Origin of the sequence: Amycolatopsis sp. EV170708-02-1 (assembly GCF_022479115.1) — a bacterium.
In the GTDB taxonomy this organism is placed as follows: domain Bacteria; phylum Actinomycetota; class Actinomycetes; order Mycobacteriales; family Pseudonocardiaceae; genus Amycolatopsis.
On sequence record NZ_CP092497.1, the window covers coordinates 4,210,683 to 4,237,475 of the forward strand.

Annotated in this window: 30 protein-coding genes; 14 read left to right on the forward strand and 16 right to left on the reverse strand. The window is 70.7% G+C overall.

What is annotated here, in order from left to right; all coding sequences use genetic code 11:
* Position 1: 1 nt before the first annotated feature.
* Entirely contained in the window at positions 2-817 is an 816-nt protein-coding gene (locus tag MJQ72_RS19640) for an SDR family NAD(P)-dependent oxidoreductase (RefSeq protein ID WP_240600816.1), read from the reverse strand.
* A 75-nt stretch (positions 818-892) separates the two neighbouring features.
* Between MJQ72_RS19640 and MJQ72_RS19645 the strand changes: the two genes are divergently transcribed.
* The 7 genes from MJQ72_RS19645 (at position 893) to MJQ72_RS19675 (ending at position 7,987) form a co-directional block, all read left to right on the forward strand.
* Positions 893-1,663 carry an enoyl-CoA hydratase/isomerase family protein gene (locus MJQ72_RS19645; protein WP_240600817.1) on the forward strand — a complete coding sequence of 257 codons (771 nt, stop codon included), beginning with the start codon at positions 893-895 and terminating at the stop codon, positions 1,661-1,663.
* Between the two features lie 91 nt (positions 1,664-1,754).
* Positions 1,755-3,191, forward strand: a complete 1,437-nt coding sequence (locus MJQ72_RS19650) for an aldehyde dehydrogenase (protein WP_240600818.1) — start codon at positions 1,755-1,757, stop codon at positions 3,189-3,191.
* Positions 3,192-3,220: 29 nt separating this feature from the next.
* Complete coding sequence (locus MJQ72_RS19655; protein ID WP_240600819.1) at positions 3,221-3,637, forward strand: RidA family protein; 417 nt, start codon at positions 3,221-3,223, stop codon at positions 3,635-3,637.
* On the forward strand, positions 3,634-5,199 hold the full coding sequence (locus MJQ72_RS19660) for an amidohydrolase (protein WP_240600820.1): 1,566 nt from the start codon (positions 3,634-3,636) through the stop codon (positions 5,197-5,199). The genes MJQ72_RS19655 and MJQ72_RS19660 overlap by 4 nt, the downstream gene beginning before the upstream one ends.
* A 12-nt stretch (positions 5,200-5,211) precedes the next feature.
* Complete coding sequence (locus tag MJQ72_RS19665) at positions 5,212-5,733, forward strand: 3-hydroxybutyryl-CoA dehydratase (protein ID WP_240600821.1); 522 nt, start codon at positions 5,212-5,214, stop codon at positions 5,731-5,733.
* On the forward strand, positions 5,730-6,995 hold the full coding sequence (locus MJQ72_RS19670; protein WP_240600822.1) for a class I adenylate-forming enzyme family protein: 1,266 nt from the start codon (positions 5,730-5,732) through the stop codon (positions 6,993-6,995). The genes MJQ72_RS19665 and MJQ72_RS19670 overlap by 4 nt, the downstream gene beginning before the upstream one ends.
* Positions 6,992-7,987, forward strand: a complete 996-nt coding sequence (locus tag MJQ72_RS19675; RefSeq protein WP_240600823.1) for an amidohydrolase family protein — start codon at positions 6,992-6,994, stop codon at positions 7,985-7,987. Before MJQ72_RS19670 ends, MJQ72_RS19675 begins: the two co-directional genes overlap by 4 nt.
* Here the strand turns inward: MJQ72_RS19675 and MJQ72_RS19680 are convergent.
* Positions 7,959-8,780, reverse strand: a complete 822-nt coding sequence (locus tag MJQ72_RS19680; RefSeq protein WP_240600824.1) for an IclR family transcriptional regulator — start codon at positions 8,778-8,780, stop codon at positions 7,959-7,961. The genes MJQ72_RS19675 and MJQ72_RS19680 overlap by 29 nt on opposite strands.
* A gap of 286 nt (positions 8,781-9,066) precedes the next feature.
* Between MJQ72_RS19680 and MJQ72_RS19685 the strand changes: the two genes are divergently transcribed.
* Both MJQ72_RS19685 and MJQ72_RS19690 read left to right on the forward strand, forming a co-directional pair.
* Complete coding sequence (locus tag MJQ72_RS19685; RefSeq protein WP_240600825.1) at positions 9,067-9,705, forward strand: hypothetical protein; 639 nt, start codon at positions 9,067-9,069, stop codon at positions 9,703-9,705.
* Positions 9,653-10,828, forward strand: coding sequence for an ImmA/IrrE family metallo-endopeptidase (locus tag MJQ72_RS19690; RefSeq protein WP_240600826.1), 1,176 nt, complete (start codon positions 9,653-9,655; stop codon positions 10,826-10,828). Before MJQ72_RS19685 ends, MJQ72_RS19690 begins: the two co-directional genes overlap by 53 nt.
* 125 nt (positions 10,829-10,953) lie before the next feature.
* Here MJQ72_RS19690 and MJQ72_RS19695 read toward each other — a convergent pair whose 3' ends face one another.
* From MJQ72_RS19695 to MJQ72_RS19730, 8 genes are all read right to left on the reverse strand, one after another.
* Positions 10,954-11,517, reverse strand: a complete 564-nt coding sequence (locus MJQ72_RS19695) for a GNAT family N-acetyltransferase (RefSeq protein ID WP_240600827.1) — start codon at positions 11,515-11,517, stop codon at positions 10,954-10,956.
* A gap of 19 nt (positions 11,518-11,536) precedes the next feature.
* Positions 11,537-12,292 (reverse strand): lasso peptide biosynthesis B2 protein, encoded by a 756-nt coding sequence (locus tag MJQ72_RS19700; RefSeq protein ID WP_240600828.1) that lies wholly within the window; start codon positions 12,290-12,292, stop codon positions 11,537-11,539.
* The gene (locus MJQ72_RS19705) at positions 12,289-14,112 is read right to left on the reverse strand and encodes an albusnodin/ikarugamycin family macrolactam cyclase (RefSeq protein WP_240600829.1); all 1,824 of its coding nucleotides are present in this window, start codon (positions 14,110-14,112) and stop codon (positions 12,289-12,291) included. Before MJQ72_RS19705 ends, MJQ72_RS19700 begins: the two co-directional genes overlap by 4 nt.
* 75 nt (positions 14,113-14,187) lie before the next feature.
* Positions 14,188-14,328, reverse strand: a complete 141-nt coding sequence (locus MJQ72_RS19710) for an albusnodin family lasso peptide (RefSeq protein ID WP_240600830.1) — start codon at positions 14,326-14,328, stop codon at positions 14,188-14,190.
* A 135-nt stretch (positions 14,329-14,463) separates the two neighbouring features.
* Positions 14,464-14,808 carry a hypothetical protein gene (locus MJQ72_RS19715; protein WP_240600831.1) on the reverse strand — a complete coding sequence of 115 codons (345 nt, stop codon included), beginning with the start codon at positions 14,806-14,808 and terminating at the stop codon, positions 14,464-14,466.
* Positions 14,809-15,124: 316 nt separating this feature from the next.
* Positions 15,125-15,469 (reverse strand): DUF4254 domain-containing protein, encoded by a 345-nt coding sequence (locus MJQ72_RS19720; RefSeq protein ID WP_240600832.1) that lies wholly within the window; start codon positions 15,467-15,469, stop codon positions 15,125-15,127.
* Between the two features lie 7 nt (positions 15,470-15,476).
* Entirely contained in the window at positions 15,477-15,680 is a 204-nt protein-coding gene (locus MJQ72_RS19725; protein ID WP_240600833.1) for a hypothetical protein, read from the reverse strand.
* Entirely contained in the window at positions 15,677-16,114 is a 438-nt protein-coding gene (locus MJQ72_RS19730) for a hypothetical protein (RefSeq protein ID WP_240600834.1), read from the reverse strand. Before MJQ72_RS19730 ends, MJQ72_RS19725 begins: the two co-directional genes overlap by 4 nt.
* Before the next feature lie 298 nt (positions 16,115-16,412).
* On the opposite strand from MJQ72_RS19730, the gene MJQ72_RS19735 reads away from it, so the two are divergent.
* The 3 genes from MJQ72_RS19735 (at position 16,413) to MJQ72_RS19745 (ending at position 17,884) form a co-directional block, all read left to right on the forward strand.
* Positions 16,413-17,276: a helix-turn-helix transcriptional regulator gene (locus MJQ72_RS19735; protein WP_240600835.1), complete on the forward strand. Its 864-nt coding sequence runs from the start codon at positions 16,413-16,415 to the stop codon at positions 17,274-17,276.
* A gap of 5 nt (positions 17,277-17,281) precedes the next feature.
* Positions 17,282-17,503: a DUF397 domain-containing protein gene (locus MJQ72_RS19740; protein ID WP_240600836.1), complete on the forward strand. Its 222-nt coding sequence runs from the start codon at positions 17,282-17,284 to the stop codon at positions 17,501-17,503.
* Positions 17,504-17,671: 168 nt separating this feature from the next.
* Positions 17,672-17,884, forward strand: a complete 213-nt coding sequence (locus tag MJQ72_RS19745) for a hypothetical protein (RefSeq protein WP_240600837.1) — start codon at positions 17,672-17,674, stop codon at positions 17,882-17,884.
* A gap of 392 nt (positions 17,885-18,276) precedes the next feature.
* Here MJQ72_RS19745 and MJQ72_RS19750 read toward each other — a convergent pair whose 3' ends face one another.
* Genes MJQ72_RS19750 through MJQ72_RS19760 form a run of 3 tightly spaced genes read right to left on the reverse strand, consistent with a single transcriptional unit; the run spans position 18,277 to position 21,778 of the window.
* On the reverse strand, positions 18,277-19,632 hold the full coding sequence (locus MJQ72_RS19750) for an MFS transporter (protein ID WP_240600838.1): 1,356 nt from the start codon (positions 19,630-19,632) through the stop codon (positions 18,277-18,279).
* Complete coding sequence (locus MJQ72_RS19755; protein ID WP_240600839.1) at positions 19,629-20,597, reverse strand: NADPH:quinone oxidoreductase family protein; 969 nt, start codon at positions 20,595-20,597, stop codon at positions 19,629-19,631. Before MJQ72_RS19755 ends, MJQ72_RS19750 begins: the two co-directional genes overlap by 4 nt.
* Positions 20,597-21,778: a CaiB/BaiF CoA-transferase family protein gene (locus tag MJQ72_RS19760; RefSeq protein WP_240600840.1), complete on the reverse strand. Its 1,182-nt coding sequence runs from the start codon at positions 21,776-21,778 to the stop codon at positions 20,597-20,599. Before MJQ72_RS19760 ends, MJQ72_RS19755 begins: the two co-directional genes overlap by 1 nt.
* A 127-nt stretch (positions 21,779-21,905) precedes the next feature.
* Between MJQ72_RS19760 and MJQ72_RS19765 the strand changes: the two genes are divergently transcribed.
* Positions 21,906-22,748: an alpha/beta fold hydrolase gene (locus MJQ72_RS19765; protein ID WP_240600841.1), complete on the forward strand. Its 843-nt coding sequence runs from the start codon at positions 21,906-21,908 to the stop codon at positions 22,746-22,748.
* Positions 22,745-23,611: an alpha/beta fold hydrolase gene (locus tag MJQ72_RS19770; RefSeq protein WP_240600842.1), complete on the forward strand. Its 867-nt coding sequence runs from the start codon at positions 22,745-22,747 to the stop codon at positions 23,609-23,611. The genes MJQ72_RS19765 and MJQ72_RS19770 overlap by 4 nt, the downstream gene beginning before the upstream one ends.
* On the opposite strand, the gene MJQ72_RS19775 is transcribed toward MJQ72_RS19770, so the two are convergent.
* Genes MJQ72_RS19775 through MJQ72_RS19785 form a run of 3 tightly spaced genes read right to left on the reverse strand, consistent with a single transcriptional unit; the run spans position 23,561 to position 26,792 of the window.
* A complete protein-coding gene (locus MJQ72_RS19775; RefSeq protein ID WP_240600843.1) occupies positions 23,561-25,075 on the reverse strand; it encodes an ABC transporter ATP-binding protein in 1,515 nt (504 codons plus the stop codon). The two genes, MJQ72_RS19770 and MJQ72_RS19775, sit on opposite strands and share 51 nt — an antisense overlap.
* Positions 25,072-25,875 (reverse strand): ABC transporter permease, encoded by an 804-nt coding sequence (locus MJQ72_RS19780; protein WP_240600844.1) that lies wholly within the window; start codon positions 25,873-25,875, stop codon positions 25,072-25,074. Before MJQ72_RS19780 ends, MJQ72_RS19775 begins: the two co-directional genes overlap by 4 nt.
* A complete protein-coding gene (locus MJQ72_RS19785) occupies positions 25,869-26,792 on the reverse strand; it encodes an ABC transporter permease (protein ID WP_240600845.1) in 924 nt (307 codons plus the stop codon). The genes MJQ72_RS19780 and MJQ72_RS19785 overlap by 7 nt, the downstream gene beginning before the upstream one ends.
* Position 26,793 lies beyond the last annotated feature (1 nt).

A 26,793-nucleotide genomic window follows, 5' to 3' on the forward strand; every position in this document is an offset into this window, starting at 1 on the left:
TTCAGTCCCGGAAGTGGGTGGTGCTCCATCCGCCACAGACCGGGATGGTGACGCCGGTGATGAAGGCCGCGTCGTCGGAGGCGAGGAACGCGAAGACGTGGGCGATGTCGATCGGGCGGCCGACCCTCGGCAGCGGGCGGGCGCGGGTCACGAGGTCGTCGAAGACGCCGGCGGCGATCTTCTCCCGGGTCGCGGGGGTCTCGATCAGACCGGGCGCCACCGCGTTGACGCGGATACCGCGCCTGCCGTAGTCGGCGGCCATCTGCCGGGTGAGGCTGGTGACCGCGCCCTTGGCCGCGGAGTACGGCGCGGAGCCCGCGACTCCGGTCAGCGCGAACGTGGAAGAGGTGTTGACGATCGCGCCGCCACGGTCACCGAAGGCGTGCACCGCGCGCCTGCTGAGCGCGAACGCGGTACCCAGGTTCGTCTTCAGGAAGAACTCGAAGTCCGCGTCCGATGTCTCGCCCGCGGGGGCGTCTCCGGCCTTGCCCGCGATGTTGGCGAGCACGTCCGGCGTGCCGACGTCCGCCGCACAGTGTTCGAACACCTGCTCGGCCGCACCCTCGGCGGTGAGGTCCACGGCGAGTGTCCTCACCTCGGCCCCGGCCGCGCGGGCTTCCGTGCGTAACCCGGCGAGCCCGTGCTCGTCGCGGTCGACCGCGAGCACGACCGCGCCGCGTGCGGCGAACAGGGCCGCGGTCGCCCGGCCGATACCCGACGCCGCTCCGGTCACGATCGCCGTCTTACCGCTGAGCTGCTGGGTCACGAGTTCCTCCACAAGGTCGACGTCGTTCGCGATCATCCGCCGGGCGCGCAAGGCTGACCACCGCGGATTTCCGGTGGATGAGAACAGACTCTGGCGGTCCGGCCCCGGTTCGGGTCGGCTCGCCGGATGGACATACAGGGACTGCGGGTGACGTTTCCGGCCGACGGGATCGCCCTGCTGGAGCTGGACCGGCCGCATCGTCGCAACGCGCTGGACCGTGCGCTGCTCGACGGGCTCCCCGGGGTGCTGACCGGGTTGGCCGCCGACGATCGGGTGCGGGCGCTGGTGGTGTCCGGCCGGGGTGGGGCGTTCTGCGCGGGCGGGGACCTGGACGCGATCGCCGCCTCGGATGGGGAAAGCCCGGAGGAAGGCCGGGCGCGCATGGAGCGCGAGTTCGCCACGGCCCGGCTGCTGCTGGAGTTCCGGGCTCCGACGGTGGCCGCCGTCGACGGCGCGGCGGTCGGCGCGGGGATGGCCTTGGCGCTCGCTTGCGACCTGCGGATCGGCTCGCCGGAGGCGGTGTTCGCGAGCCCGTTCATCCGGATGGCGCTCGTTCCCGACTGGGGTGTCTCCTGGTTGCTCGCCAGAGCCGTCGGGCAGGCACGGGCGACCGAGATCGCCTTGTCCGCGCGCAAGGTCGCCGCGGAGGAGGCGCTGCGAATCGGGTTGCTCGACGCTGTGGTCCCGGGTCCGCTCGACGAGGCGCTGGCACGGGCCGTACCGCTGGCCGACGCCGAGCCCGCGGCCGCGGCAGCCACGAAACGCCTTATCGCCGGTTCGGCCGGCGGATTCCAGGACGCGATCGACGCCGAGATCGAAGCACAGTTGTGCGCGGTGCGCTCGCCCGAATTCACCCGGCGGATGGGGGAGTGGTCCCGGTCGGTGCGCGGCCGGTGATCCGCGTTTCCGGTGGACGGAAACGGTCCATTGTGCACATCCGGCCGGTCGGCGGAAGCTGGTGACACACCGAGGAAGAGGAGGACGTGCGGTGGAATCCTTCGGGCACATCATCGCGGGCGAGGAGGTCGCCTCGGCGGACGGGACGACCTTCGAGTCCGTGGACCCGTGGACGAGGTCGCCTTGGGCGACGGTCGCGCTCGGCTCGGCGGGCGACGCGCGGCGTGCGATCCACGCCGCCCGGCAGGCTTTCGACGACGGACCCTGGCCGCGGATGAGCTTCGCCGACCGCGGTGAGATCCTGCATCGCCTCGCGGACCTGCTCCTCGCGCACGCCGACGAGCTGGCGCTGGCCGACACCACGGACATGGGCAAGCCGATCGGCCAGACCGCGGGCCACGACGTGCCCCGGGCCGCACGGAACTTCCGGTTCTTCGCCGACCACTCGCGGATCACACCCGCCGAGACGTTCCCCATGCCGGACGGGCACCACGCCTACACCCAGTACGACCCGGCCGGAGTGGTAGCGGCCATCGCGCCGTGGAACTTTCCGCTGATGATGGCGAGCTGGAAGGTGGCGCCGGCTCTGGCCTGGGGCAACACAGTGGTGCTCAAACCGGCCGAGCAGTCACCGGCGTCCGCGACGATACTGGCGCGGCTGGCTCTCGAAGCCGGACTCCCGCCCGGCGTGCTGAACGTGGTGCACGGATACGGGCCGGACTCGGTAGGCCAGGCGCTGACCGAGTCGCCGGACGTCGACCGGATCACCTTCACCGGGGAGTCGGCCACGGGAAGGCTGATCTCCCGCGCGGCGGCGGCGAACCTGACCCCGGTCAGTTTGGAACTGGGTGGCAAGGGCGCCAACGTCGTGTTCGCCGACGCCGACCTCGACCACGCGGTCCGCTGGGCGATCCAGGCGGTGTTCGGCAACTCGGGCCAGGTGTGCCTGGCCGGCAGCAGGCTGTACGTGCAGCGGGAGGTCTACGACGAGTTCCTGGCCAGGTTCACCGCCGCCGCCGACGCCATGGTGCTGGGCGACCCGAAGGACCCGGCGACCGAGATCGGTCCGCTGTCCTCGCGGGAACACTTCGACAAGGTCGCCGGATACCTCGGGATCGCGACCGCGGGCGGCGCCCGCTTGCACACCGGAGGTGTCGGCGACGGCTGGGCGGTGCGGCCGACCGTCGTGGTCGGCGCGGGCCAGCGGGACCGGATAACCCAGGAGGAGATCTTCGGCCCGGTCGTCGTGGTGCTGCCGTTCGACGGTGAGGCCGACGCGGTGGCAGCGGCCAACGACACGCCCTACGGTCTGAACGCCATGGTGTTCACCCAGGACCTGTCCCGTGCCCATCGCGTCGCACGCGCGCTGCGGGTCGGCACCGTCTGGGCGAATTGCTTCTTCGTGAGGGACCTGCGTGCGCCCTTCGGAGGGGCGAAGGACTCCGGTGTCGGCCGCGAGGGTGGCGCTTACAGCCGGGAGTTCTTCACCGAGCCGAAGGCCGTCGTCATGGAGATCGCCGCATCGTGACCGTCGCCCGAGACCCGCAAGGAGCAGAGATGACCGAGATCCGCGCAGTCAGCACTCGCAACGCGCCCACCGTGGGCTTCTCCACCGGCACCGCCGCGCCGTTGTCGCAGGCGATCGTCCACGGTGACACCATCTACTGTTCGGGCACCGGGCCACTGGATCCGGAGACCCGCACGATCGTCTCCGACGACTTCGCCACGCAGGTGAAGCAGACACTGGCCAATCTGGTGTCGGTGGTGGAGGCGGCGGGCGGCGGCCGCGAGACGATCCTCAAGTGCACCTGTTTCGTGCGGGACGTGGAGAACTTCCCGGCGTTCAACGCGGTCTACCGGGAGTTTTTCGAGGGCGCCCCGCATTTCCCGGCCAGGACGACGGTCGTCGCGACGCCGCACCGCACCGGTGTGCAGGTGGAGGTCGAATGTATCGCGGCCGTGATCCGGCCATGACCGAACTCGTGCTGCTCGGCGGCCGGGTGTACACGATGGACACGGCAGGCCCGGAGGTCGCCGAGGCCGTCGCGGTCACCGATGGCCGGGTCTCCGCGGTCGGAGCCACCGCCGACATCGCGGCACTGGCGGGCCCGTCGACACGGGTCGTGCGGCTGTCCGGGAGCACCGTGATCCCCGGATTGATCGACTCGCACTGTCATTTCGAACATGCGGGTATGGCGGGACACGCCGTGTCCTTCGCCGGGATCCGCACACTCGACGCCGCCCTGGACCGGGTGGCCGAGCTGGCGGCGGACCGCGCGCCGGGCGCGTGGGTGCAGGGGCAGTTGTGGAACCCGGTCTTGCAGCTCGCCGAGGGACGGGCACCGACCCGGCAGGAGCTGGACCGTGCCGCCGCCGGCAGGCCGGTCTTCCTGCCGGAGGGGCATGCGGCGTCGGTCAGCACCGCGGCGTTGCGGCTCGCGGGCATCGCCCCGGACGGGCACGACGGCCGCCTCGTCGAAGGCGACGTGCACACGATCGCCAAGGTGGTGCCGGAGTGGACGTCCGGGGAACGGGCGAGGCAGCTGTCGGCCGCGATGCGGGCGCTCAACGAACACGGAATCACCTCGGTGGTCGCGGGGGCGCTGCCACCGTCCGATGTGGACGTTTTGCGGGAACTGGCCGAGTCGGATGCCTCGACGGTCCGGGTGGCGGCGATGGTCACGCCGAGCGGGGAGCTGAACCCGTCGGTGACCGTGGCCGAGTGGCGCGACCTGCTCGCCGGGGGCCCGCCGAAACCTGTCGGCGACAGATACCTGACACGGGGAATCAAGCTCCAGGTCGACGGCGGTATGACGCTCGGTACCGCGGCCACCCGGACCCCCTACCGGACCGATGCCGGTTACCGAGGCGAACTGTTCGTCCACCGCGCCCGCCTGACCGACCTGGTCGACGCCGCGCATCGCGCCGGCTGGGCGGTCGGCACACATGTCGTGGGCGACGCCGCGATCGACCTCGCGCTCGACGTCTACGAGGCCACACGCGCCGGTCTCGCGCTGCCGGACGTGCTCATCCACGCCAGTCTCATCCAGCGCGACCAGATCGACCGCGCGCGGGCGCTGGGAGTGCGGGTCGCCGCGCAGGTTCCGTTCCTGTGGCGCAACCGGGACGCGATCGCCGGGCATCTCGGTGACGAGCGAGCCGACGGCGCGGTGCCGCTACGGGACCTGGTCGACGGACTCGGCCCGGACGGCGTCGCGGCGGGGACCGACTACCCGGTCAACGACCTCGACCCGTGGCAGAACATCCATGCCATGGCGACACGGCACGACATCGGCGGCCGGGCCGTGGGTGCCGCGCAGGCGATCACCCGCCGCGAGGCCGTGGGCCTATACACGACCTCAGGTGCGGCGCACACCGGTGAGTGGGCGAGCAAAGGCAGGATCGCGCCGGGCTTGCTCGCCGATCTCGCCGTCCTCGACACCGATCCGTTCGCCGCCGCCGATCCTCGCTCGACGACGACGCTGATGACCGTGATGGACGGACGGGTCGTCCACGACACCGGCCGGCTCGACTAGGAGGTAGAACCGATGCACCCCAGCCAGATGCCCATCGTGGAGTTGCACAAGGCAGCCGATGGGCTGCGGGAGAGCGGCAAACGGGTCAAGGTGCTCTGGCAGGAGAGCGAGTCGCTCGCGTTCCTCGCCCGCGGCCGCGAGTACCGCAGCGAGTTCCACCTGAACCCGAGCGACGAGGTGATGTTCATGGTGCGAGGGTCGATGGATCTGCACTACCGCAAGCCTGAGGGCGGTTCGGACATCGCGGTGATTCCCGAGGGCGGCACCATCTTCACTCCTACCGGCATCGCGCACTCACCCCGGTTCGAGCCGGACGCCTTCGTGCTGGTGATCGAGCGGCTGCGCCGTCCCGGTGAGCTGGACCGGTTCCGCTGGTTCTGTCCCGGATGCGACGAGTTCCTGCACGAGGAAGCCGTGCATGTCAGTGACTACCGCACGGATCCGGTCGCGGGCGCCTATCAGCGTTTCTACGGCGACGTGGCCGCCAGGACCTGCAAGGCGTGCGGCACGGTCATGCCGGATGAGCGCCTGTGACACCGATCGGGGAGCTGGTCCTCGACGCGCTGCGGGCACACCCGCACAGGGTGGCGTTCGTGCACGCGGGCACCGCGTTGTCCTACCGGGACACCGAAGAGCGGGTGCTCGGGCTGGTCGAGCTGCTGGCGAAGCTGCCACCTGGCGACACCGTGGTGCAGATCCGCCGGAACGATCCGCTGCAGTGGCTCGTGAACGCCGCCTGCTACGTCGCGGGCTGCCGGTCGGCCGCGATTCCACCGGGGACGCTGTCGGAAGCCGGGATCGCCGAGCGGCTCGACCTGATCGGCGCCGCCACCGTGCTGACCGACGTCGACATACCCGCGCCGGGCGGCCCGGTCGCGGTGGCATCCGCGGACACGGTGGTGAGGCTGGCCTTCACCTCCGGCACCACCGGACCGGTCAAGGGCGTGGAGCTCTCGAGCGGCGCGCTGGGCGCGGTCGCGATCATGCTTCGCGACACGCTGCCGTGGCCGGACCACCCGCGCGTGCTGTGCCCGGAGCCGGTGTCGGGCGGGTTCGGCAACATGGTGGCGCCGACCTTGTCGCTGGGCGGGACGTTCATCATCCCCGAGCGGTCCGATGTGGACTCGGTACTGGACGCCGTGATCGAGTACCACCCCACGGTCCTGATGATGATGCCGCCGGTGTTGCGTGCCGTGCTGAACCATCCGCGATCCGGCGGTGTCGACTGGTCGGACGTGACGCTCGTGATCTACAGCGGCGCTTCGCTCACAAGTGACGAGGTGGACCGCGCACATGTGCTCTTCGGCGAGGTGCTGTGCCAGGTGTTCGGGCAGGTGGAGGTGCCGAAGACGATCGCGTGGAGCAGCCCGGCCGACCACGGCGGCGACCGGCGCTCGTCGCTGGGGCGGCCGTTCCCCGGCACCGAGATCCGGATCAGCGGCCCGGACGGCACGCCGCTCCCGGCCGGGCACGCCGGCGAGTTGTGGGTGCGCGGGCCGAACACCGCCTCGTCCTACGCGTTTCCCCCCGGGTCGCCGGTCCACGACGGATGGCTGCGCACGGGAGACGTCTGCCGTTTCGACGACGACGGCTACCTGCATTACGTCGACCGCGTCCAGCACGTGCTGCGGGTCGGCGGCGCCTACGTGTGCCCCGCCGACATCGAGGCGGAGATCCTGGCGCGGACCGGGCGACCCATCGGGGTACTCGCCGCCGGTCCGGAGACGGTGAGGTTCGTCCCGGGCGGGCTGCCTCGCGACGTCATGGGGCGGATCGATCGCAGGAGGCCGGAATGAGCCCGCGCGTCGTGGTCGACGTGCACACCCACGCCTTGCCGATGCCGCTGTTGACCTGGCTGGCGGGCCAGGGGCTCGCCGACGTCGGCGACGGGGTGGTCCGGATCGACCCAGTCGTCTCCGGAATGCCGGAGGACGCCCCGATTCCCCTGCCCGCCGCTCAGTACGACGTCGGCGAGCGGCTCGGCGACCTGGCGCGCACCGGGGTCACCCGGCAGCTCGTGTCCGTGCCGCCGTTCGTGACCTGCGCCGACGCCATGGAGGAGGACACGGTCCTTCCGGTCGTGCGGCGGGCCAACGACGAACTCGTCGCGTTGCTCGGCGGGCACCGGGGCGTGCTCGACCCGCTCGGCTCCGTGCCGCTGGGCACCTCCGCCGCGGTGAGCGAAGCCCGTCGCTGCCTGGAGGAGCTGGGCTGTGCGGGGATCGCGATCGGTACCCGGGGACTCGGCCGGGAGTTGGACGACCCCGTGCACGAACCGTTGTGGGCGTATCTCGCCCGGCGGCGCGCGTTCGTGTTCCTGCACCCCAACAGCGTGCCCGCCGGCGGCCGCCTCGCCGACTACTGGCTGCCGCAGCTCGCCGGCTACCCGATGGAGACCGCGCTCGCCGTCGCGCGCCTGGTCTTCGGCGGCGTCCTCGAACGGCACGACCTGACCCTGTGCCTCGCTCACGGTGGCGGTTGCGTGCCCGCGCTGACCGGCAGGCTGGACCTCGGCTGGTCCCGCAAGGCGGTCGCCCGGACGACTCCCCGTCCGCCGAGCGAGTACCTGCGCCGCCTCTACTACGACACCGCCACCTTCTCGACCCCGCTGCTGGGCAGGCTCATCGAGGACTTCGGAGCCGGGCACGTGCTCGTCGGCACCGACTACCCGTTCGAACTGGCCGACACCGACCCGCTCGGGACGGTCGACGCGCTGAACCTGACGCGGCCGGACGCCCTGAAGATCGAGTCGGGCACGATCACCGGTCTGCTCGGCGGATCGGCCTGACCTCCGCACCTGCGCCGATACCCTCGTAGCCCTTGGCCAGTTCCCGGGAAATCGACAGCGCCGCGAGCCGCAGGGCGGGCTCGACCACGGTCAGCGCCCGCGAGTGCGTGACAGTGTGCGAAACCACCGACAGCCCCGCGACGACCCGGCGATCGGGGCCGAAGATCGGAGCCGCCACCGATACCGTGCCCAGCGACAGCTCCTCCGCGCACCGGGCGATGCCCGTCTCGCGGACCTCGCGCAGTGAACGCATCAGCAGGCCCGGCATCACGATCGTGTGCGGTGTGTACCGCTTCAGGCCGGCGGCCAGCACGGACTCCTGCAGTTCCCGCGACGCGTGCGCCAGCAGCACCTTGCCCACTCCGGTGGCGTGCAGCGGAGAGCGTCCGCCCACCCGGCTGACGACGTCGACCGAGCGGCGGCCCCATACGCGTTCCAGGTAGAGCGCCTCGTCGCCATCGCGGACCGCGAGGTGCACGTTCTCCGCTGTCGCCTCGTACAGGTCCTGCATGAACGGCAAGGACACGTCCCGCAGGGTGCGCGGTGCCGGGCAGAGCGAGCCCAGTTCCCACAGGCGCAGGCCGATCCGGTAGACGCCGTCCCGTTCCTTCTTCAGCGCCCCGAGCTCGACCAGTTCGGCCGCGATCCGGTGCACCGTCGAGACCGGCATGCCGGTCGCCGCGGCCAGTTCGATGAGCCGGAGCGCGGGCCGGTCCTGCGAGAACGCGTTGAGCAGGGCGAAAACCCGGCCGGCCACCGTCCGGCCGGTGCCCGCCTCCTGCGAAACGCTCATGATCGGCACCGGTTCAGTCATGGCCGCCGCCCGGGTTCGCCCGGAGCCGGGGGCCAGGGTCCTGATCGGACGATGCTACCCCCGCCGCCGATCGCCGCAAGCCACGTGCGAACAGCTCATCATCGCTTGTCTCGTTTCTGCTCCCCGATGAGTCTTCTCGATCTTGTCGTCCTGCAACGTCTGTTCCGCCGAACATGCAAGCCAGGATGCCCTCCGGCTGCAGGGCACTGCGCTACGTTGGGCCGCAACCTGCGGTGTTAACTATTGGCGTGATATTATCACGCCCATGGTTCATGACCATGCTGAGCGGATCCGGTCCGCGATGCTCGACCTCTGTGAGCCTCTGCACGACGCCTTCACCTTCGCGGAACAGCGTCGTCAAGTGCTGCTTGCTGACCTCAAAGGCCCGGAGTACGTGTGGTTCGGGACGCACACGGTTCGCGCCTTCGCTCACCACCGTCTTCGACAGCTCGCCGGCGAGCTCGGCGACTGGAAACTGGTCGGCAATCACGCGCGCAACGGCGAGCTGTGGCTTACCGACGACCACTACCGAGTCCGGATGCTGCACAGCCCGAACGGCGGCGTAGTTCCCCCGCCCGGGTCAAATCTCCTGCGGAGGGCCTTCTACAGCAACCCTCCGTTGACTGGCATGATCCCGTTGTTCGGCGATCTAGGCGACAAGCTGCTTGGTCTGTGGCGCATCGACCCGGAGACCGCCGCACCGATCTTCCGGATTGTGCGCACGATCGGAGAGTGGAAGTGGGGCAACCATCAGAAGGCCGACCTGGACTTCCCGCTCCCCGCGACCGCGGACGAGCTGGCTGACCTGTCGTTCGAACCGACGGACGAAGACCTGGGGCTGGACCTGCCCCGTGACGACGAAGAAGAAGAGGGCGATTCCGATGCTGGCGGCTTCACCGGGTGAGCGACTGCGGACCCTGCGGGATCTGCTGGGTCTCACCCAGGAGCAGCTGGAGAACATATCCGGGGTGAAGCAGTCGTGGATTTCCCAGGTGGAGACCTCGGCACGCGACGCAACCGAGGATGGACTGCGGGCAATCGCCGACGCGACTGACACGCCGTTCGGGTTCTTCGCCGTCCAGCCGACGACGGTGCCTCTGGACTCGTTGCGGTTCCGCAAGCGGGCCTCGGCCAGCAAGGTGCTGACTCGCCGGGTAAAGACCTTCTACGCCGAGAGCTACCGCGTCAACGAGGCCTTGGTCGCGGCCGAGAACTATCCGGCACCGCCACTGCCCTACGCTACAGCCGAGGAACTGGCGCGCGAGGACATCGAGGAACTGGCCGCACAGACCCGTGAAGCGCTCCGGCTCGCGCCGGACAAGCCGATCCCGCACCTGACAAGGGCTCTGGAACGATCAGGGGTCGCGGTGGCGCCGTTCGTGCTGACCGACGACCCGGATGAGCAACCGGTCGCAGGCGGCCACTTCGGCGTCTCCTACTGGGGTGGTCTCGGTGAGCCGGCATTGATCGGGTACTTCCCAGGCAGCCAGGGCGACCGAGAGCGGTTCACGCTCGCGCACGAGGTCGGGCATCTCGTGCTCCACACATTCCGGCCCCGGGTCGCGAACGCGGAACGGGAAGCCGACCTCTTCGCGAGTGCCCTGCTGATGCCGCGGGAACGCGCCGAAGAGAACATCTCCGAGCGCGCCACACTGCGGGAGTACGCGCGTTTGAAGGCGACCTGGGGTGTGTCCATGCAGGCCCTGATCCAGCGAGGCTACGGCCTCGACCTCATCGGCGAAACACGCCGCCGGTCGCTGTTCGTGCAGCTGTCCTCGAAGGGCTGGCGCAAGCAGGAACCCGTGAACGTGGGACGGGAAGCCCCGCTGCTGCTGTGGACGCTGCTGAGCCGCAAGTTCGGGCAGCGTCCATACAGGCCTGCGGCCGAGGCGCTCGCGGTCCCGCCGACGATGCTGCGGTCGATCGCGCCGACGCCGGTGGATGCGACACGGCAAACGCGAGACGAGCAGGCGGCGGAGTCGCCAATCGTGGCAGTCCGCCGGATCGGCCAGGCCAAAGGTAGCTAGCGAGCCTCGTCTTTCACGCCACGGTGCTGCTCAGGACGGGCAGCTGAATCCCGCTCGGCGGGCGACGATGGTTGAGGGCGGGATGGTGGCGTCAAGGCCCGGCGCACCGACTCAGCCCACCGTTATCAGAGGCCCTCAACAAGTTGCTGCACGGCGGACGGCCCGCTGAAGTCCTCCGGCACTGCGTCCATCAGCGTTTCGCTCGCAGGCTGGCCGAGCCAGTAGCCGGAGTTGCGCTTCTCGCCGACGACCCGGAACCCGGCGCGTGCATAAGCGGCGATGGCGCTCTTGTTCGGGGAGAGCACTGACAAGTAGACGCAGCGCAGCGCGGTGATGTGGAAGGCGTAGTCCAGCGTGAGCCGGGTCGCGTCGGTGCCCAGGCCCTTGCCGCGGTGGTCGGGGCCGAGCTGAATGACGAACTCGCCGGTGCGGACGTGGTGGTCGATCAGTACTGCGGTCGTGCCGACCGGGGTCGCCGGGGTGGTGGTGATGTCGTAGACGGTGAACCGGAGCTGGTCGTCGGTGCCGCGGGCTTGGTGTTGGAAGCCTTCGCGCCGGTTTTTGAGCGAGTCGGGGGTCTGGCGGCCGTAGCCGACGAGGGTGCCGGGGTCTTGTTCCCACTGCCAGTATTGGTCGACGAGGTCTTCGGTGAACGGGCCGAGCCGGGCCCGCTCTCCGCGGATCCACACGATCGGTTCGGTGTGCTCGCTAATCGCTCTCGCCTCCATCGTCACGGGCCGGGATGGTGTTGAGCACCGCGAACCGCGCTGTGGACGGCGGTTCGGCTACCGGCTGTCGGTCGTCAGTCTCCACCCACGCGTGCAGCCGCACGGGATCGGCCGCCGCGCCGTGGCACCACATCACCCGTTGGCGCGAGGCGGCCAGCAGCACCAGCACAGCCGCCGACTCCTCCAGGCAGGCGACCCGGCCCGGCGCAAGCAGCCCGGCCCGGCGGACGGCGTGAACGGCCCGGCGCGCGTGCTCGATGGTGGCTGGGCGCTTTGCTCGGTGGGAAACCCGGTTCAGCAGCCGGGTCAGCCGAGCCAGGCGCCGGCGGCGATGACCGGCGGTCAGTGTGGCGAGCACGATGGCCAGCGCCACACCGGCGAACACCGTCGTGGTGAGCGGTACGGGCACGGGCTCGGGTCGTCCGGCGGTGAGTTCGTGGGTGCCCCAACTTGGTACCCATTCCGGTCCGACTGTCGGCGTGGGCCACGGTTTGGGTCGCGCCGTCGGCTTGAGCAGCCCGGCGGCGAGGAGTTGCTCGCGCAGTGTCTGCGCCGATGCCGTGTCCAGCGCGGCCGTCTTCTCCGCGTCGCCGGTGACGGCAAGTTCGGCCCACCACCGGGCGGCGGGGCCGATCAGGGTCTCGGCATGGTCGCCGCGGTAGTTCACGATCACCGTGGCGGGTCCGACGTCTACGGCCCGGACATGTGCCGCCGCGGTGAGGTACGGGTGGTTCATGCGGCGCCCGCTCGGGTACCGATGGCCGACCACGCCCCGCGGGGTGCGTCGGCGAGCGCGCGCAGCCACACCTCGGCGGCGATCGCGGGCTCGACAGTGGAAAACGCGACCGGCAACCCAGCGGCGGTCATGGTCAGCGTGCGGCGGAGCGCCGCCGGGTCGACCAGCCCGAGCGCGGCGAGCCGTCCGTCGGCGAGAGCGTGCAGCGCGGGCAGGTTGGCGCGCATCCCGCCGTAGTGGTCAGGATTGAAGTCGCCTTTCGTGGAGCGCGCGGCCAGCTTCGCCGGGAACAGGTCGGAGAGTGCGGCGCCCAGCACGGGTTTGTAGTCGGCCGGGCCAGGCATGGCGTTCAGCTGCACCGATAGGTAGGCGTCGATCACGCGGGAGTCGGTGAACGGGTTCGCCAGCAGCACGCCGGCGTGTTCGGCGAGCTGGATGTCGGCGCGGGCGGACCGGCCGACCTCGGCCATGTTCTCGGCGGTGACGGTGGTGGCGAACGTCCCACCCGGGAGGTCAGCGAGCCGGGCGGCCGCGCCGTGGGCGAGGGCGGCGGCTCGGCTGCGCGCCGCTTGGGTCGCCCACAGGGGCACGGGTTCCGTTGTGTACCAGCCGATGTCCCCGTCAGACCGGGTCATCGGGGCGGTGTCTGCCCGCAGGTCGTTCGCCAAGGTTGTCAGGGTGTCGACGCGGCTGGTGCGGGCGGTCCGGATCGCCGTGGTCAGCAACGGCCAGGTGGGCAGCCGTCGCAACCGTGCCCACCGCATGGTTTCGGTGACGGCGCGGCGGTGGTGGCCTGTGGAGACAAGGTCGGCGAGCATGATCGGCGGCGTGCACAGCAGGCTGTCGCCGCCGTCGCCGGTGAAGTGGCAGTCGGTCCCGAGGGTGTCGCGGATCCAGCGGAGCTGCCCGGCGAACCGGGCGTGCGCGATCGTCGACGGTGCGGGCTCGTCGGTTACCGGGACCTCGTCCAGCGCGGCGTAGGGGGCGTGTTCGCCGGTCAGGGGCATCAGCCGGTGCGCGAGGCCGGGCCGCTGCGCGGCCAGCCACGCGTAGTCCAGGTCCCGACCCGAGTTGCATCCGGCCGGGTGCACGGTCACCCCGGTCACGATCCGGCCGGGCCCGGCCTGCTCGGCCGCCAGCAGCGCCAGAGCAGTGGAGTCGAACCCGCCGGACAAATCGCTGGTCAGCATGGTCGCGGTGGCCAGACGTTCGGCCACGGCCGCCGCCAGCTCGTTACGCAACCGCCGGGGTGGCGAGCCTGCCCGTGGCCGGGGCTGCCACACGCGGTTGACTCGGCTGTTGTCGCCGTCGATGGTCAGCCGGTGTCCCGGCGGGACGAGGGCGATGTCCTCGAACGCGGATCGTTCGGCAAGCAGTACCGGAACCGACGGGGCGAGCAGCCAACCGGCGAGCCGGTCCAGATCCGGCCCCGCGCCGGTGAGCCCGGCGAGGGCGCGGGAGCTGGAGGCCCAGTAGACCCCGCCGTCGGCAGGGGTGGTGTAGATCGGCCAGGCTCCGCCGAGGTCGGTCCAGATCCGGGTGGCCGCGCGGGTGACCTCGACGGTCGTGTAGCTGCCCGGCCAGCGCCAGGCCACGTCATCGGGAACCCCGCCGGTGCCCAGCTGGGCCAGTTCGGCGGCCGCGATGCCGCAGGTGCCGACCACGGCGACGAACCGCGTGCCGGACCAGGTGGTGCGCACCTCGTTGCCGGGCCACGTCCCGACCGTCCAGCACCCGGGCATCGTGGGCCACAGCCGCGCGCCGCCGATCGGTCTGCGTGGCGGCGCCGACGGCGAGGAGAACCCGCCGAACCAGCGCATGGCTTCCTCCTTCCCTGACCGTGGTGGTGATCCGGTGCCCAGCACCCAGGGCGGGCTGGACACCGGATCGGTGGCCTAGTTGTAGGCCCGTCGCTTGTCCTCCGAGCTGCCCTTGCCCTGCCCCAAGGTCACCGCCGACGCCTCACCGAGGCTGACCAGCAACACCGGCGCATCCGTCGGCTGATCCGCATCGGGCTGGTCGTTCACGGTCTCCATGCCTGCCCTCCCTTCCTTGCCTCACACGGCCTTCGCCGCACTCCGTTGTTCCTTGCACACCCCCGCTGGACGGCTGATGGCCGCGCCAGGGTGAACCAGCGGGGCCGTTCGGGAAAGACCCGCGGTAGTGGAATGTCAGGACGAGGTCGGCGTCGCTGACCGGAAGTGGTGCCGCCCCGTGGCTTTGCCGGTCGCGGCGGGGTATTCGGCGGCGTCGGTGATCAGGTGGCGGTGCGCGGTCCGCCAGACCGAACAGCCCGCTCGGCCGAGCAGCCGCCACGACGAGCAGGCGCGGCAGCGGCCGCGGCCGTCGGGTTCGTGCGCCTCCAGCAGTTCCCGCCACGCCCCGGTCATCTGGCTGATGACGGTGTCGGCCAGTGCCGACTTGGACTCGTTGTCGGCCTTGTCCACGATCGTGTCGAGGTAGTCGAGGCGGCCGTAGACCGCTGTCCGCAAGGTGGAGTTCAGGACTTCATCCACGATCGGTTTCCTCATCTGTAATCGGACGGCCACGCCCGCGGGTCCGGCGAAGCGGGTGGTGGCCACAAGAGGGGTGCAGATCCAGCGGGACGACGTCGCCGACCCGCACCGGGGCGGTGTGCACGCGGTAGGCCGCGTCATCGAAGTACTCACACGCGGCCAGAGCCGGCCCACGCACGTCGGGCAGGCGTTCGGCTCGCCGGGCTCCGGCAGATGCCGGGTCAGGTCGTTGATGGCGTCGGCGGCGCGGTCGGCCGGACTGTCCGCCGCCACAACCAGCCCCTCCACCGGCCGGATATCTGTCCCCTCCACCGGCTCACGCCATTCCGGCGGGGCCGGTCGGTGTCTGCAGCGTCGGAAGACGGCGCCGCCCCAGACGGAGATCCGTGACCAGGTCGTCGTAGGCGCGGCCCAGTTCGCCGAGCTGCGCCGAAGCGATCCGCACTTGCGGGTCCCTTGCATCGAGGTGGGCGTCGGCCAGGAGCTGTCCGCGCATCCAGACCGCCACCATCCGATCGATAAGCTGCCCGAGCGACTCGGTGTGCAGCACCCCCGCGCGGCCTTCGGCGAGTTCGGTGGCGGCCCACCGGTCGACTCGGTCGATCAGTGCCGCACAGGCGGCATCGCGGGAACGCGCCGCCCGCGCGGCGGCGGCCACCATCGGATCGTCAGCCTGGGCATCGCTGACGAATCCGGTGAGCGCCGGCGCGCAACCGGTGCTCGGCGGCCAGCGCCGCCGCGGCCTCCAGCACGGGATGCCGGTAGCCGCCAGGCGGGACGGTGGTGAAGGCGCGGACCACAGCGGCCGCGCGCGGCGGAGCGGGCGCGATGCCCGCCGACGTGGCCATCGGGTCAGCGGCCGCGACGGTCACGATCCCGAGCCGTTCGTCCTGGAGGTGGCCGGGACGGGACGTCCGGTCATCTCCCACCTCGTGAAGTGGGCGACGATGCGATCCCACAGGCCCGGTTCGCCGACTTCGGCGACGTGCATCCGGACGCGGTGCGCGCGGTCGTCCCAGCAGGCCAGGACCCGCACGCCTGTCCGGGCTGGGGTGTCGAGGAACAGGTGCTCGTCGATGCGCCACTGGAGCGTGCGGCGCTGGTGCTCCACGGTCGGCATGCCAGTGCGCACGATCGCGGCGGCGGCCTGGTGCTCGATGCCGGGCACGAAGCACGCGGTCACCAGCTGGGCGGTCACCAGCTCGGCGATCAGGTCCGCGCGGTGGTCCATGCGGCGGGTCACCTGCGCGAGGGCGGTAGCGAGGCCGGACAGGGACCTCCTCGGCACGGTCAGGGGCATGGTCATCGCGCGGATACTCCTTCGCTGGAGGTGGCAGCGGCCCCGGACTGGTCGGGGGTCAGCGCCGGGGCCGCTGCCGGTCGGATCGCCCCGGGATGGCGCTCGACGGCGTTGAGATCGCCGGAGCACCACCCTGAGACGGGTACGCACCGCCCAGGTACCGTGTTCGCAATCTGAGTGACATAGGTCATGATGACGACAGTACATCTGACGATCGTCAAAACAGATACTCCGATCGGGTGCGCTCGCGCGTGCGAAAATTCGACGACCGCAAGGGCGCTACCAGGCAGAAGAGGAGCAGTGCGTGGCCACGAACAGCCCGACCGCGCTGAGATGGTGGTTCGCCGTCGCGATGCGGCGCCTGCGCGAAGCCGCCGGGATCAGCCGCGAGGCCGCGGCCTCCGAGATCCAGGGCAGCGTCTCGGCGATCGCGCACATCGAGAACGGCCGCTCGCTCCCGAAACCCCTGGAGCTAAGGAGCTTGCTCGCGCTCTACGGGGTCGCCGGGCAGAACGAGAAATTCCAGGGCCTACGAGAGCGCGCCCGCAAGGGCAAGGACTGGTTCATCGGCTTCGACCAGCACGAAGTTCCCGCTGACTTCGGCCTGTTCCTCGGCATGGAATCCTCCGCCAGCCAGCTGGAGAGCTGGGACGCCCACGTCATCCCCGGCCTGCTGCAAACCCGCGCCTACGCTGAGGCGATCATCCGCGGCAACGACACAGAACTGCCCGACGACGAGGTCGCCAGCCGCGTGGAACTGCGCATGGCACGCCAGCGCATGGTCTTCGAAGAAGGCGAACGCCCGCTCGTCTGGCGGGTGATCGCCCAACCTGCACTGGACTGGCTCGTCGGTGGAGTCGAGGTTATGCGCGAGCAACTGGAACACCTCGCCGTCCTCGCCGCGCGTCCCGGGATCAAATTGCAGGTGCTGCCCACATCGATCGGCGCGCACACTGGTGTCGAAGGAACATTCACGATCCTGTCCGCGCCGCCGGAACTCGAGGACTACCCCGGCTGCGTATACGTGGAGACACTGGTCGAGCCCTACTACTACGAGGAGTTGACGAAGATCAGGGCCTACCGCAACGCCTTGGCCGAACTCCGAGTCAAGGCCAGCGAGCCGGAGAAGACACCGGCGCTGTTCCGTCAGCTAGCAAAGGAACTGTGAGCACCATGAACAACGAGGACGCCGTCGCCGCCCTCGCCGACGCGACCAATTGGCACAAATCCTCCTACAGCAAGGAAAACGGCTGCGTCGCGGTCGGGTCCGTTCCCGGCGTGATCGGGGTCCGCGACACCAAACTCGGTGCCGCCAGCCCGATCCTCGCGTTCGACCCCGCCGAATGGGCCGCGTTCATCCTAGGCGTAAAGGACGGCGAGTTCGACGAGCTGTAACTCAAGCCCGCGACCAAGGAATGCCCTGACCATCGTTGCTGGCCAGGGCATTCTCTCTGTTGAACCCAGCCGATCATGCCCCGCTCCCGCCGCTCGCTGCACATCTCCACGAGGCGCCGTTCACGTGATTGGGCTCGGCAGGCGGCAGTGCCAGCAGAATTCACGACCATGAGCGACGAGAACGAGCTCGGCAATCTCAGTCGCGAGGGCACCGCCCAGCTGGTCGTCACCAGCTTTTCACGCTGCTGCGGTGGCGGCGACCATCTCGCCGTGTGGCCACTGGCCACCCGCTCCAGCGGCTGTGCTGGGCGCAGTTCTGGATCCACGCCAACGAACATGCGATCGTCGGCACCGTCCCGCGCCGGCACCGGCCGAGACTGAGACCCGGCTGGCCCACGAGTTCGCCGAGGAGGTCCCGAGCCATCCGCTGTGGGAGCACTTCGCGTGGGTCTCCAAGCACAACCTGGCACTGCGCCGATCAAGGAATCGGGGCGGCAATGAAACCCGTCCAGTCACAAACAAAGCGAGCACAGGCCGCCCAACTACGGGGCGCCGGTCAGCAGCGCTCGACACCATCGGTACACCCCGATCGGCGGGCGCGGCAGCCCGGGACCAACTTCGAACAGCAGCTCGTCGCCGACGAGCACTGGCATCCCGTCCAGGCCGCGGTGCCCAGAAGGCAAGACTTCAATTCCCCAACCACGCGCGGCAAAGAAACTCCAAGTACATGAGGTATCGCCTCTCCTGAACGAGACACAGAAGGGCGCGAGGAGTTAGAGGACCCGAGGCAGCAAGCCGGGTTTGGAACGAGACCCGTCAACCAAGCGGAGAGAACAGAGCATGAGGGCGGCGACGGCGGTCATCGCGATGGCGAGCACGCGAAGGTCCGGCGGGGAACCGGGGGAGCGGGGAGCGGTCGCCCCGACCACGCCGACGGCGAGGATGGCGCCGACGTAACGGGTCGACTGGAAGAGCCCGGCGACCACCCCGGACATCTGCTCCGGAGCCCGCTCGTACATGAGGCGTTGCAGGCCGAGGTTGCACAGCCCGTACGGGATCCCGAGCACGATCCCGTCGAGCACGATCAGCCACGCCGGGGTCGACGGGCCGAACGTCGCGAGCGCGGACACCCCGACCGGCAGCAGGGCGCCGGCGAACAGCAGGGCCCGGCCGACGCCGAGCCTTCGCGTCACCGGTCCGCCGAGCACGGTCGCCACCACGCTGGTCGCGGCGATCGGCATGACCAGCAGTCCGGCTTGCGCGGCGTCATACCCGAGCGTGGTCTGGAGCCAGGGCGGTAGACCGTAGAACGCGCCGTAATAGGCCAGGTTGAACAGCAGGAACGTGGCGAGTACTGCCACTAGCCCAGGTGTGGCGGCCAGTGCTCGGACGTCGACGAACGGCGTCGCCGCGCGCCGCTCCCACCACAGGAACCCGGTCGTCGCGACGGCGAACAGTGCCGCGGCGGGCCACGAGAAGCCGAGCATCAGATCCAGCAGGCCGACCACGGCCGCCGCGAACAGCAGCACCCCCGCCGGGTCCAGCGCGCGGATCGCCCCGCCGGTCCGCGGCCGCGGCTCGTCCGGCCCGATGGCTCGCCACGCCAGCAGCAGCGCCCCGAGCATCAGCGGCAGGTTCACCCAGAAGACGGCCTGCCATCCGGCCCAGGCGGTGAGCAGCCCGCCCAGTACCGGGCCGACCGCGCCCGCGGTGGTGTTCGCGGTGGCGACGGCCGCGAGCCGCGCGGTCCCGAGTTCCCCGGTGCCGCGGCGGATGACGAGAACCGCGCACGGGAACGCGGCGGCCACACCGGCGGCTTGGAGACCACGGCACAGGATGAGCGCCGGTACCGATCCGGCGGTGGCGGCCGCGGCCGAGGCGACCGCCGCCACCGTGAGCCCGGCGGTGAACAGCCGGCGCGGGCCGATCCGGTCCGCGACCCGGCCGAGCACCGGCTGGCAGACGCACGCGGTCAGGTAGAACACGGTGACCACCCAGGTCGCCGTGCCCAGCGGGAGGCCGAACTCCCGTCCGATCGGGGTCAGTGCGACCGCGACCATCGACGAGTTCAACGGTGCCAGCAGCGTCCCGGTGATCAGTGCGGCGAGTGCGAGCCCGGTCCGGGTCATGCCGTCACGCGCAGCAGCAGTTTGCCTTCGACCTTGCCCGCCGCGAGGTCATCGAGCGCGCGCCGTCCCTCAGCGAGCGGCAGAATGTCGTGCACACGGTGACGCAACCTGCCCGCGCCCGCCCATTCGAAGATCACGCGCAGGTTCGCCTCGTGGGCTTCGCGGGCCCGCCGGACGAACTCCCCGAAGAACACACCCACCACCGACGAGCCCTTGACGAGGGGGATGTTCAGGCCGAGTCGCGGGATGTCGCCGGACGCGAAACCGACCACGAGATACCGGCCCTCCCAGGCCACGGCACGTACTGCCGCCTCGCCCACCGCGCCGCCAACCGGGTCGAAGACCACATCCGCGCCACCGCCGGTCAAGTCCTTGATCGCCGTCTTGGCGTCGGTGTCACCGTAGGAGAACGCCTCGTGCGCGCCGTACCCGCGGGCCGAGTTCGCGCGGTCCACAGTGGACGCTCCGGCGATCACCCTCGCGCCTAAGAGGTTCCCGACATCGACAGCGGCGGAGCCGACACCGCCCGCCGCCCCGAGTACGGCGAGGGTCTCACCCGCTCGTAACCCCGCCCGCTGGACGAGGGCGTGGTACGCCGTCGAGTAGGCCACCAGGATCGCCGCCGCCTGACGGTCGGGGACGTGGTCCGGCAGAACGGTGACGCGGTCGGCTCGGACGACTACGGTCTCGCGCGCGCATCCGTATTCCTCGTTCCCGGTGACCCGGTCGCCGACTCCCACCGACCGCACACCCGCACCCACGGCCACCACGGTGCCCGCGTACTCGCTGCCGGGAGAGAACGGGGGTTCGGGCCGCACCACGTGTCTGCCCGCCACGATGAGCGTGTCGTGGAAGTTCAGCCCGATATGGCTCACCTCGACCACGACCTCACCCGGTCCGGGACGCGGTGACGGCAGGTCGAGCAGTTCGAGCTCGCCGAGACGGGTGCAGACGAGCGCGCGCATCAGTCCTCCCCGCCGAACACCACGCCCGCGGCCCGCAAGCCGTCGATGTCGCCGGCGGAGAACCCGGCGGCCGCCAAAACCTCCGCGGTGTGCTCGCCGAGCCCGGCGGGGGCGGTGCGGATGCCGGGAAGCTCGCCGTCGTACCGGACCGGATGCCGCAGGACCGTGGCCCGCTCACCGTCCACATCGAATTCCCCGAGCAGGCCCTCGGCCGCCACTTGAGGATCGGTGCGCACGTCGTCGTAGCCCGCGACCCGCTCGAACCAGAAACCCTTGGGGCCCAGTCGTTCCGCGACGTCGGCGTAGGTCATTCCGGCGAGCACGCCCGCTACCGCCGAGGTGTACTCGTCGCGTTCGGAACGGCGGGCCTGCTGGTCGTAACCGGTGAGCACGGGCGAGCCGAGCGCGTCGCCGAGGTCGTCCATCGCCCCGTGCACCGCGATCACGATCGAGGCGTCCTTCAACCGGTAGACGCCGTATGGCGCGTCGATCGACCAGCACGCCAGCTCGGCCGGACGCCGCAGGTCTTCGGGTCCGCGATGGCCGGAGAAGTACAGCGCGAGTGATTCGGCCTGCAGGTCGAGGCCGGCGCCGAGCAGGCTCGACTCGACGCGGGTGCCCTTGCCGGTGGTGAGTTTGCGGGCGTAGGCGGCCAGCACCCCCATCGCGAGCAACGCGGCTCCGTGCTGGTCCACGACCGGGGTTCCGGCGGCGGTCGGCCGGTCGCCGGTGACGCCGACGAGTCCGGTCCGCGCCTGCACCAGCAGGTCGACGCCGGGCCGCCCGGCCATCGGGCCCCGCGAGCCCCAGCCGCTCGCGGAGGCGTAGATGATGTCCGGTTTGATCGCCCGGACCGCTTCGTACCCGAGGCCGAGCCGGTCCAGCGCGCCGTCCCGGTAGTTCTCCAGCAGTACGTCCGCCCGCTCGATCAGCGGGCGGAGCACGGCCGCCGCGTCCGGGTGCTTGAGATCGACGGCGATCGAGCGCTTGTTCCGGTTCACCGAAAGGAACGTGACACTGCGCCCGGCGAGGCGGATACCGCCGCTGCCGACCCTGCGCTCCCACGCACCGCCGGGCGGTTCGACGGTCACCACGTCGGCGCCGAGATCCGCGAGGTACTGCGCGGCGGCGGGTCCCTGGACGAAATGCGTGAAGCTCAGCAACGTCATCTCATCGAGCATGCGGTCTCCTCGCGGGGCTTTGGTTCCGTCCGACCCTAGGAACGTCCGCCGCCGATCCCTACGCATCGTTTCCGGTGAATGGAAACCGAGCCGGCCGCCGTGGGTGAGGTTCCGGCAAGGTCGTCCCATGGCACGACTCAGGGTTCCGGGATGTGTGATCGACTGCGCGGTCGTGGGTGACGGGCCCGCGGTCCTGCTGTTGCACGGATGGCCGCAGACCGGGTACGCGTGGCGGCAGGTGGTCCCGTTGCTGGCCACGCGATACACCGTCGTGGTTCCGGACTTGCCCGGTTTCGGTGCCAGTTCGCGGATGACCGGCGGCTACGACAAGCGTTCCGTGGCGGAGGTGCTGCATCGGCTGATGCTCGTCCTGGGCTTTTCGCGGTACCACGTCGTCGGGCACGACGTGGGTGGCCAGGTCGCGTATCCGCTCGCGGCGCTGCATCGGGAGTCGGTGGCGAGCCTGACCTTCGTGGAAGCGGGGATCCCCGGCCTGGGAGACAGTCTGGCCGCGGCGAACCCGCTCACCGGTGGATCGTGGCATTTCGGCTTCAACATGGTGCCCGACCTGCCCGAATTCCTGTTGTCCGGGCGCGAACGCGGCTATCTCGAGTTCATGTTCCGCCGTGACTCGATCGGGCTGTACGTCTCCGACGCGATCAGGGAGGCGGACCTCGACGTGTACGCCCGCGCGCTGGCCGCGCCGGGAGCGGTGCGCGCGACGATGGGGTACTACCGCGCGCTGCCGGACGACATCGAGGACAACCGCGGGTTGTGCGTGGCCGGTCCGGTCACGGCGCCGACCCTCGTCGTGGGTGCGCGGTACGGTGTCGGACTCGGCTGGCTGGACACCGTCGAGGCCGCGGCGCGGGACGTGTCGTCGTGCTGGGTGGAAGAATGCGGCCACTACGTTCCGGAGGAGCGGCCCGCCGAACTGGCGGGGATCCTCATGGAGAGGTGGGCGGCATGAGCGACGTGGTGCTGATTCACGGCGCCTGGCACGGTGCCGGGCATTTCGCGGCTTTGGCGGCCGCGCTGACCGTCCGCGGCCACCGTGTGCTGGCCGTGGACCTGCGTGGCCACGGGACCAGGGCCCGCATCCCGGCGAGTTATCTGGCCAGGGACACCGAGGCCTTGCGCACGGAGCGTTCGCCGCTGGCGGATCTCACGTTGGACGACGTGGCGGCCGATGTCGTGGCCGTCTTACGCCGGTGTGCCCGGCCGGCGGTGCTGGTCGCGCACAGCATGGGCGGCACCGTCGCCACCCGCGTGGCCGAGTCGGCTCCGGACCTGGTGGCGCATCTGGTCTATCTGGCGGCGTTCGTCCCGACGCGCCTCGGCCCGCCGGCCGCCTATCTGGCCTTACCGGAGGCGAAGACCGCGCTGGGCGGAGGCCTCTACCTCGGCGACCCGGCAGCGATCGGCGCGGTGCGCATCGATCCCCGGAGCACCGACTCCGCGTACCGGAACGAGTTGCGCGCCGCGTACTTCTCCGATGTGGACGATGTGGATTTCCGTGCGCTGGCCGCCACGCTCAGCCCGGACCAGCCGCTGTCCTTCCTCACCACCGCGACGGGGGCGACCGAGCGGCGGTGGGGGAGCGTCCCGAGGACCTATCTGCGCACCGCCGCCGACCGCGCATTGCCGGTCGAACTCCAGGACGTGATGATCCGTGACGCCGACGGCCTTGCTCCGGGGACCGCGTTCGACCAAGTGACCATGGACGCCGGGCACGCGGTCTTCGCCGCGCACCCGGACGAGGTGGCCGACGCGATCGAGCGATCAACCCGGCGTCACCGCACCGGACAATCCACCCGGGACGGCGTCGAGTAGCTCCCGGGTGAACGGCGCGGCGGGCGAGGACAACACGTCGCCGGTCGGTCCCGTTTCGACCAGCCGTCCGTTCCTCAGCACCACGAGGTGGTCCGCGGCCGACGCGACCACCGCCAGATCGTGCGAGATGAGCAGATACGCCAGCCCGTGGAGGTCCCGGAGTCGCCGGAGCAACGACAGGATCTGCGCCTGCGTCACGACGTCCAAGGCGGAGACAGGCTCGTCGAGCACGATCAGGTCCGGTCTGGGGGCGAGCGCACGGGCGATCGCCACCCGTTGCCGCTGCCCACCGGACAAGGTGCCCGGTCGTCGCGTGGCGTACGACTCGGGCAGGGCGACGTCGGTGAGCAGCCCGAGCACCCGGCTTCTGCGCTGGGCGCGGCCCATTCCTCGTGCCCGCAACGGTTCCGCGATGATCCGCCCGACGCTCCACAGCGGATCGAGCGAACTGTACGGGTTCTGCGCCACGAACTGCACCCTGCCGTTCCCGAGAGCGGGCGGATCGCCCGCGACCAGGACACGGCCGGCCGTGGGCTCGGCAAGGCCGGTGACCATCCGCGCGATCGTGGACTTGCCCGAGCCGGATTCGCCCACGAGGCCGAGCGCGCCTGCTTCGCCCAGGGCGAAGGACACACCATCGACAGCGACCGTCTCGCCATAGGTTTTGCGCAGCTCGCAGGCTTCCAGCAGCGGTTCGGTGACAGGTCTGGCCGACGCCAGCGGCCGGGGCACCGAGTCGATCAGCAGCCGGGTGTAGGCGTCCTGTGGGTTGCCGAACACCTGGGTGGCCGGGCCCTCCTCGACGATCCGGCCACCGGACATGACGGCCACCCGGTCGGCCCGGTCCGCGGCGACACCGAGGTCGTGGGTGATCAGCAGGACACTCGTCCCGTCAGCCGCCATCGACCGGATCAGGTCCAGGACCGCCTTCTGCACGGTCGTGTCGAGCGCGGATGTCGGCTCGTCGGCGATCACCAGCGCCGGGCGACCGGCGAGCGCCATGCCCAGCAGCACGCGCTGCCGGTACCCGCCGGACAGTTGATGCGGGTGGCAGGCGAGTACCCGGTCCGGGTCGGGAATGCCGGCACGCGCCAGCACCGTGGCAGGGGCGGCCGAGTTCCCGTTGAGCCGCAAGGCTTCCGCCACCTGCGCACGGATGGTCATCAGCGGGTTCAACGCGGTCCCCGGGTCTTGCGGCACGTAGGCGATCCGTCGCCCGCGCAGCCGTCGCCACCGCCGGTCCGTGAGCCGGTCGACCCGCGCTCCGTCGAACGTGATCTCGCCGCGCACATGCGCGGCTGGTGGCAGGAGACCGACGAGGGCCTGAGCCAGCGTCGACTTGCCTGACCCGGACTCGCCGACCACCGCCACGACCTGTCCGGAGTGGATGGACAGGTGGGCGTCGGCGACGGCGGGCGAGCGTCCATAGTGGACGGTGAGGCCGCGGACCGTCAGCAGGGTCATCGGTTCTCCGATCTCAAGGTGTGGCCCAGGTGGTTGACCGCGAGGACCACGGCCACGATGACGAGGCCGGGAAGCGTGGTGAGCCACCACGCGGAGGCGAGGAACTGGCGGCCGGCGGCGATCAGGGAGCCCCACTCCGGATCCGGCGGCGGAGCGCCGAATCCCAGAAAGCCGACCGCGGCGACGGTGAGGATCGCGTTACCCAGTTCGAGTGCCGCCAGCGCGGCGACCGGACCCGCCGCGTTGGGCAGCACGTGCGTCACCAGGGTCGCCCGTCGTCCGGTGCCGGACACCGCGGCCGCTTCCACGTAGCCGGCGCCGCGGACCCGGATGACCTCGGCCCGGGTGATCCTGGCGAACACCGCGGTGGCGGAGACACCCACGGCGATCGCCACCGGGCCGGTACCCGGGCCGAGTACCGCGACCACGATCAGCACGAGCAGGAACGACGGCACCGCGAGCAGTACCTCCACCGCCCGCATGACCATGTCGTCCAGCACGCCCCGGGCGGTGCCCGCCACCAGGCCGAGCACCGAGCCCGCCAGCACCGCGATGCCCACCGCCACCACGGCCGCGGACAGGGACGCCGCCGACCCGTGTGCCACACGCGCCAGCAGATCTCGTCCGAGTTCGTCGGTGCCGAACGGATGTCCCGCGCCGGGTGGCCGCAACCGTTCGGCGAGGTCGTCGGCGAGGGGGTCCGCGGCGGTGAACAGACCCGGTGCCAGCGCCGCGGTCACGGCCACCACCAGGACGGCGGCGGATATCAGCGTCCCCGGCCTGCGCAGCGGGCTCACCATAACCGCTCCCGGACGTCCACCACCGGATGCAGCAGGTCGACGGCCAGGGCGAGCAGGGTGACGAGCGTCGTGGTGACCACGACGAGTCCTTGCAGTACCGGCAGATCCCGTGCCGTCACCGCCGATTCGACCAGCCTGCCGAGCCCGTTGCGGGCGAACACCGTCTCCACCACAACCGATCCGGACAGCAGCCAGCCGACCAGCAGCGACACCATCGTCAGCGCGGGCATCGCCGCGTTGCGCAGCGCGTGCGCCGTCACCACCCTGGCCCGCGACGCACCCTTGGCCCGCGCCGTGTTCACATAGGCCTGGCGCATTTCCGGCAGCAGCCGCGCCGACAGGACTTGAGCCACGAACGCCGACGACGGCACAGCCAGTGTCACCGCGGGCAGGACCAAGGCCTCGAGCCCGTCGCCGCGGGCCGGGAACAGCCGCAGTCCGAACGAGAAGATCTGCAGCAACATCAGGCCGAGCCAGAACGTCGGCACCGACAGCGACAGGCCCGGCACACCGCCGAGCAGACGGCGAAGCCACGGCCTGCCGGTGTGCGCGGCCGCCCAGGCGAGCAGGAATCCCAGCGGGACGGCCACCAGTAACGCGGCACCCGCCAGCGCCAGCGTCCGGGGTGCCGCTTCGGCGATCGTCGCGCCGACGCCGTGTCCTGTCTGGAAGGACGTGCCGAAGTCGCCGCGTAGAGCGTCCAGAAGCCCGTCGAAGTACCGCACGACCGCGGGCCGGTCCAGGCCGTACTCGGCGCGCAGCGCGGCCACACGGGCCTCGTCCACCACGTTCTCCGGACCGATCATGATTCGCACCGGATCGGCGGGTAGCAGGTAGAAGGCCGCGAAGGTCAGGGTGTAGGCCGCCAGCACCACGACGGTGGCCTGCCATGCCCGCTTCAGGATGAACCGGCGCACG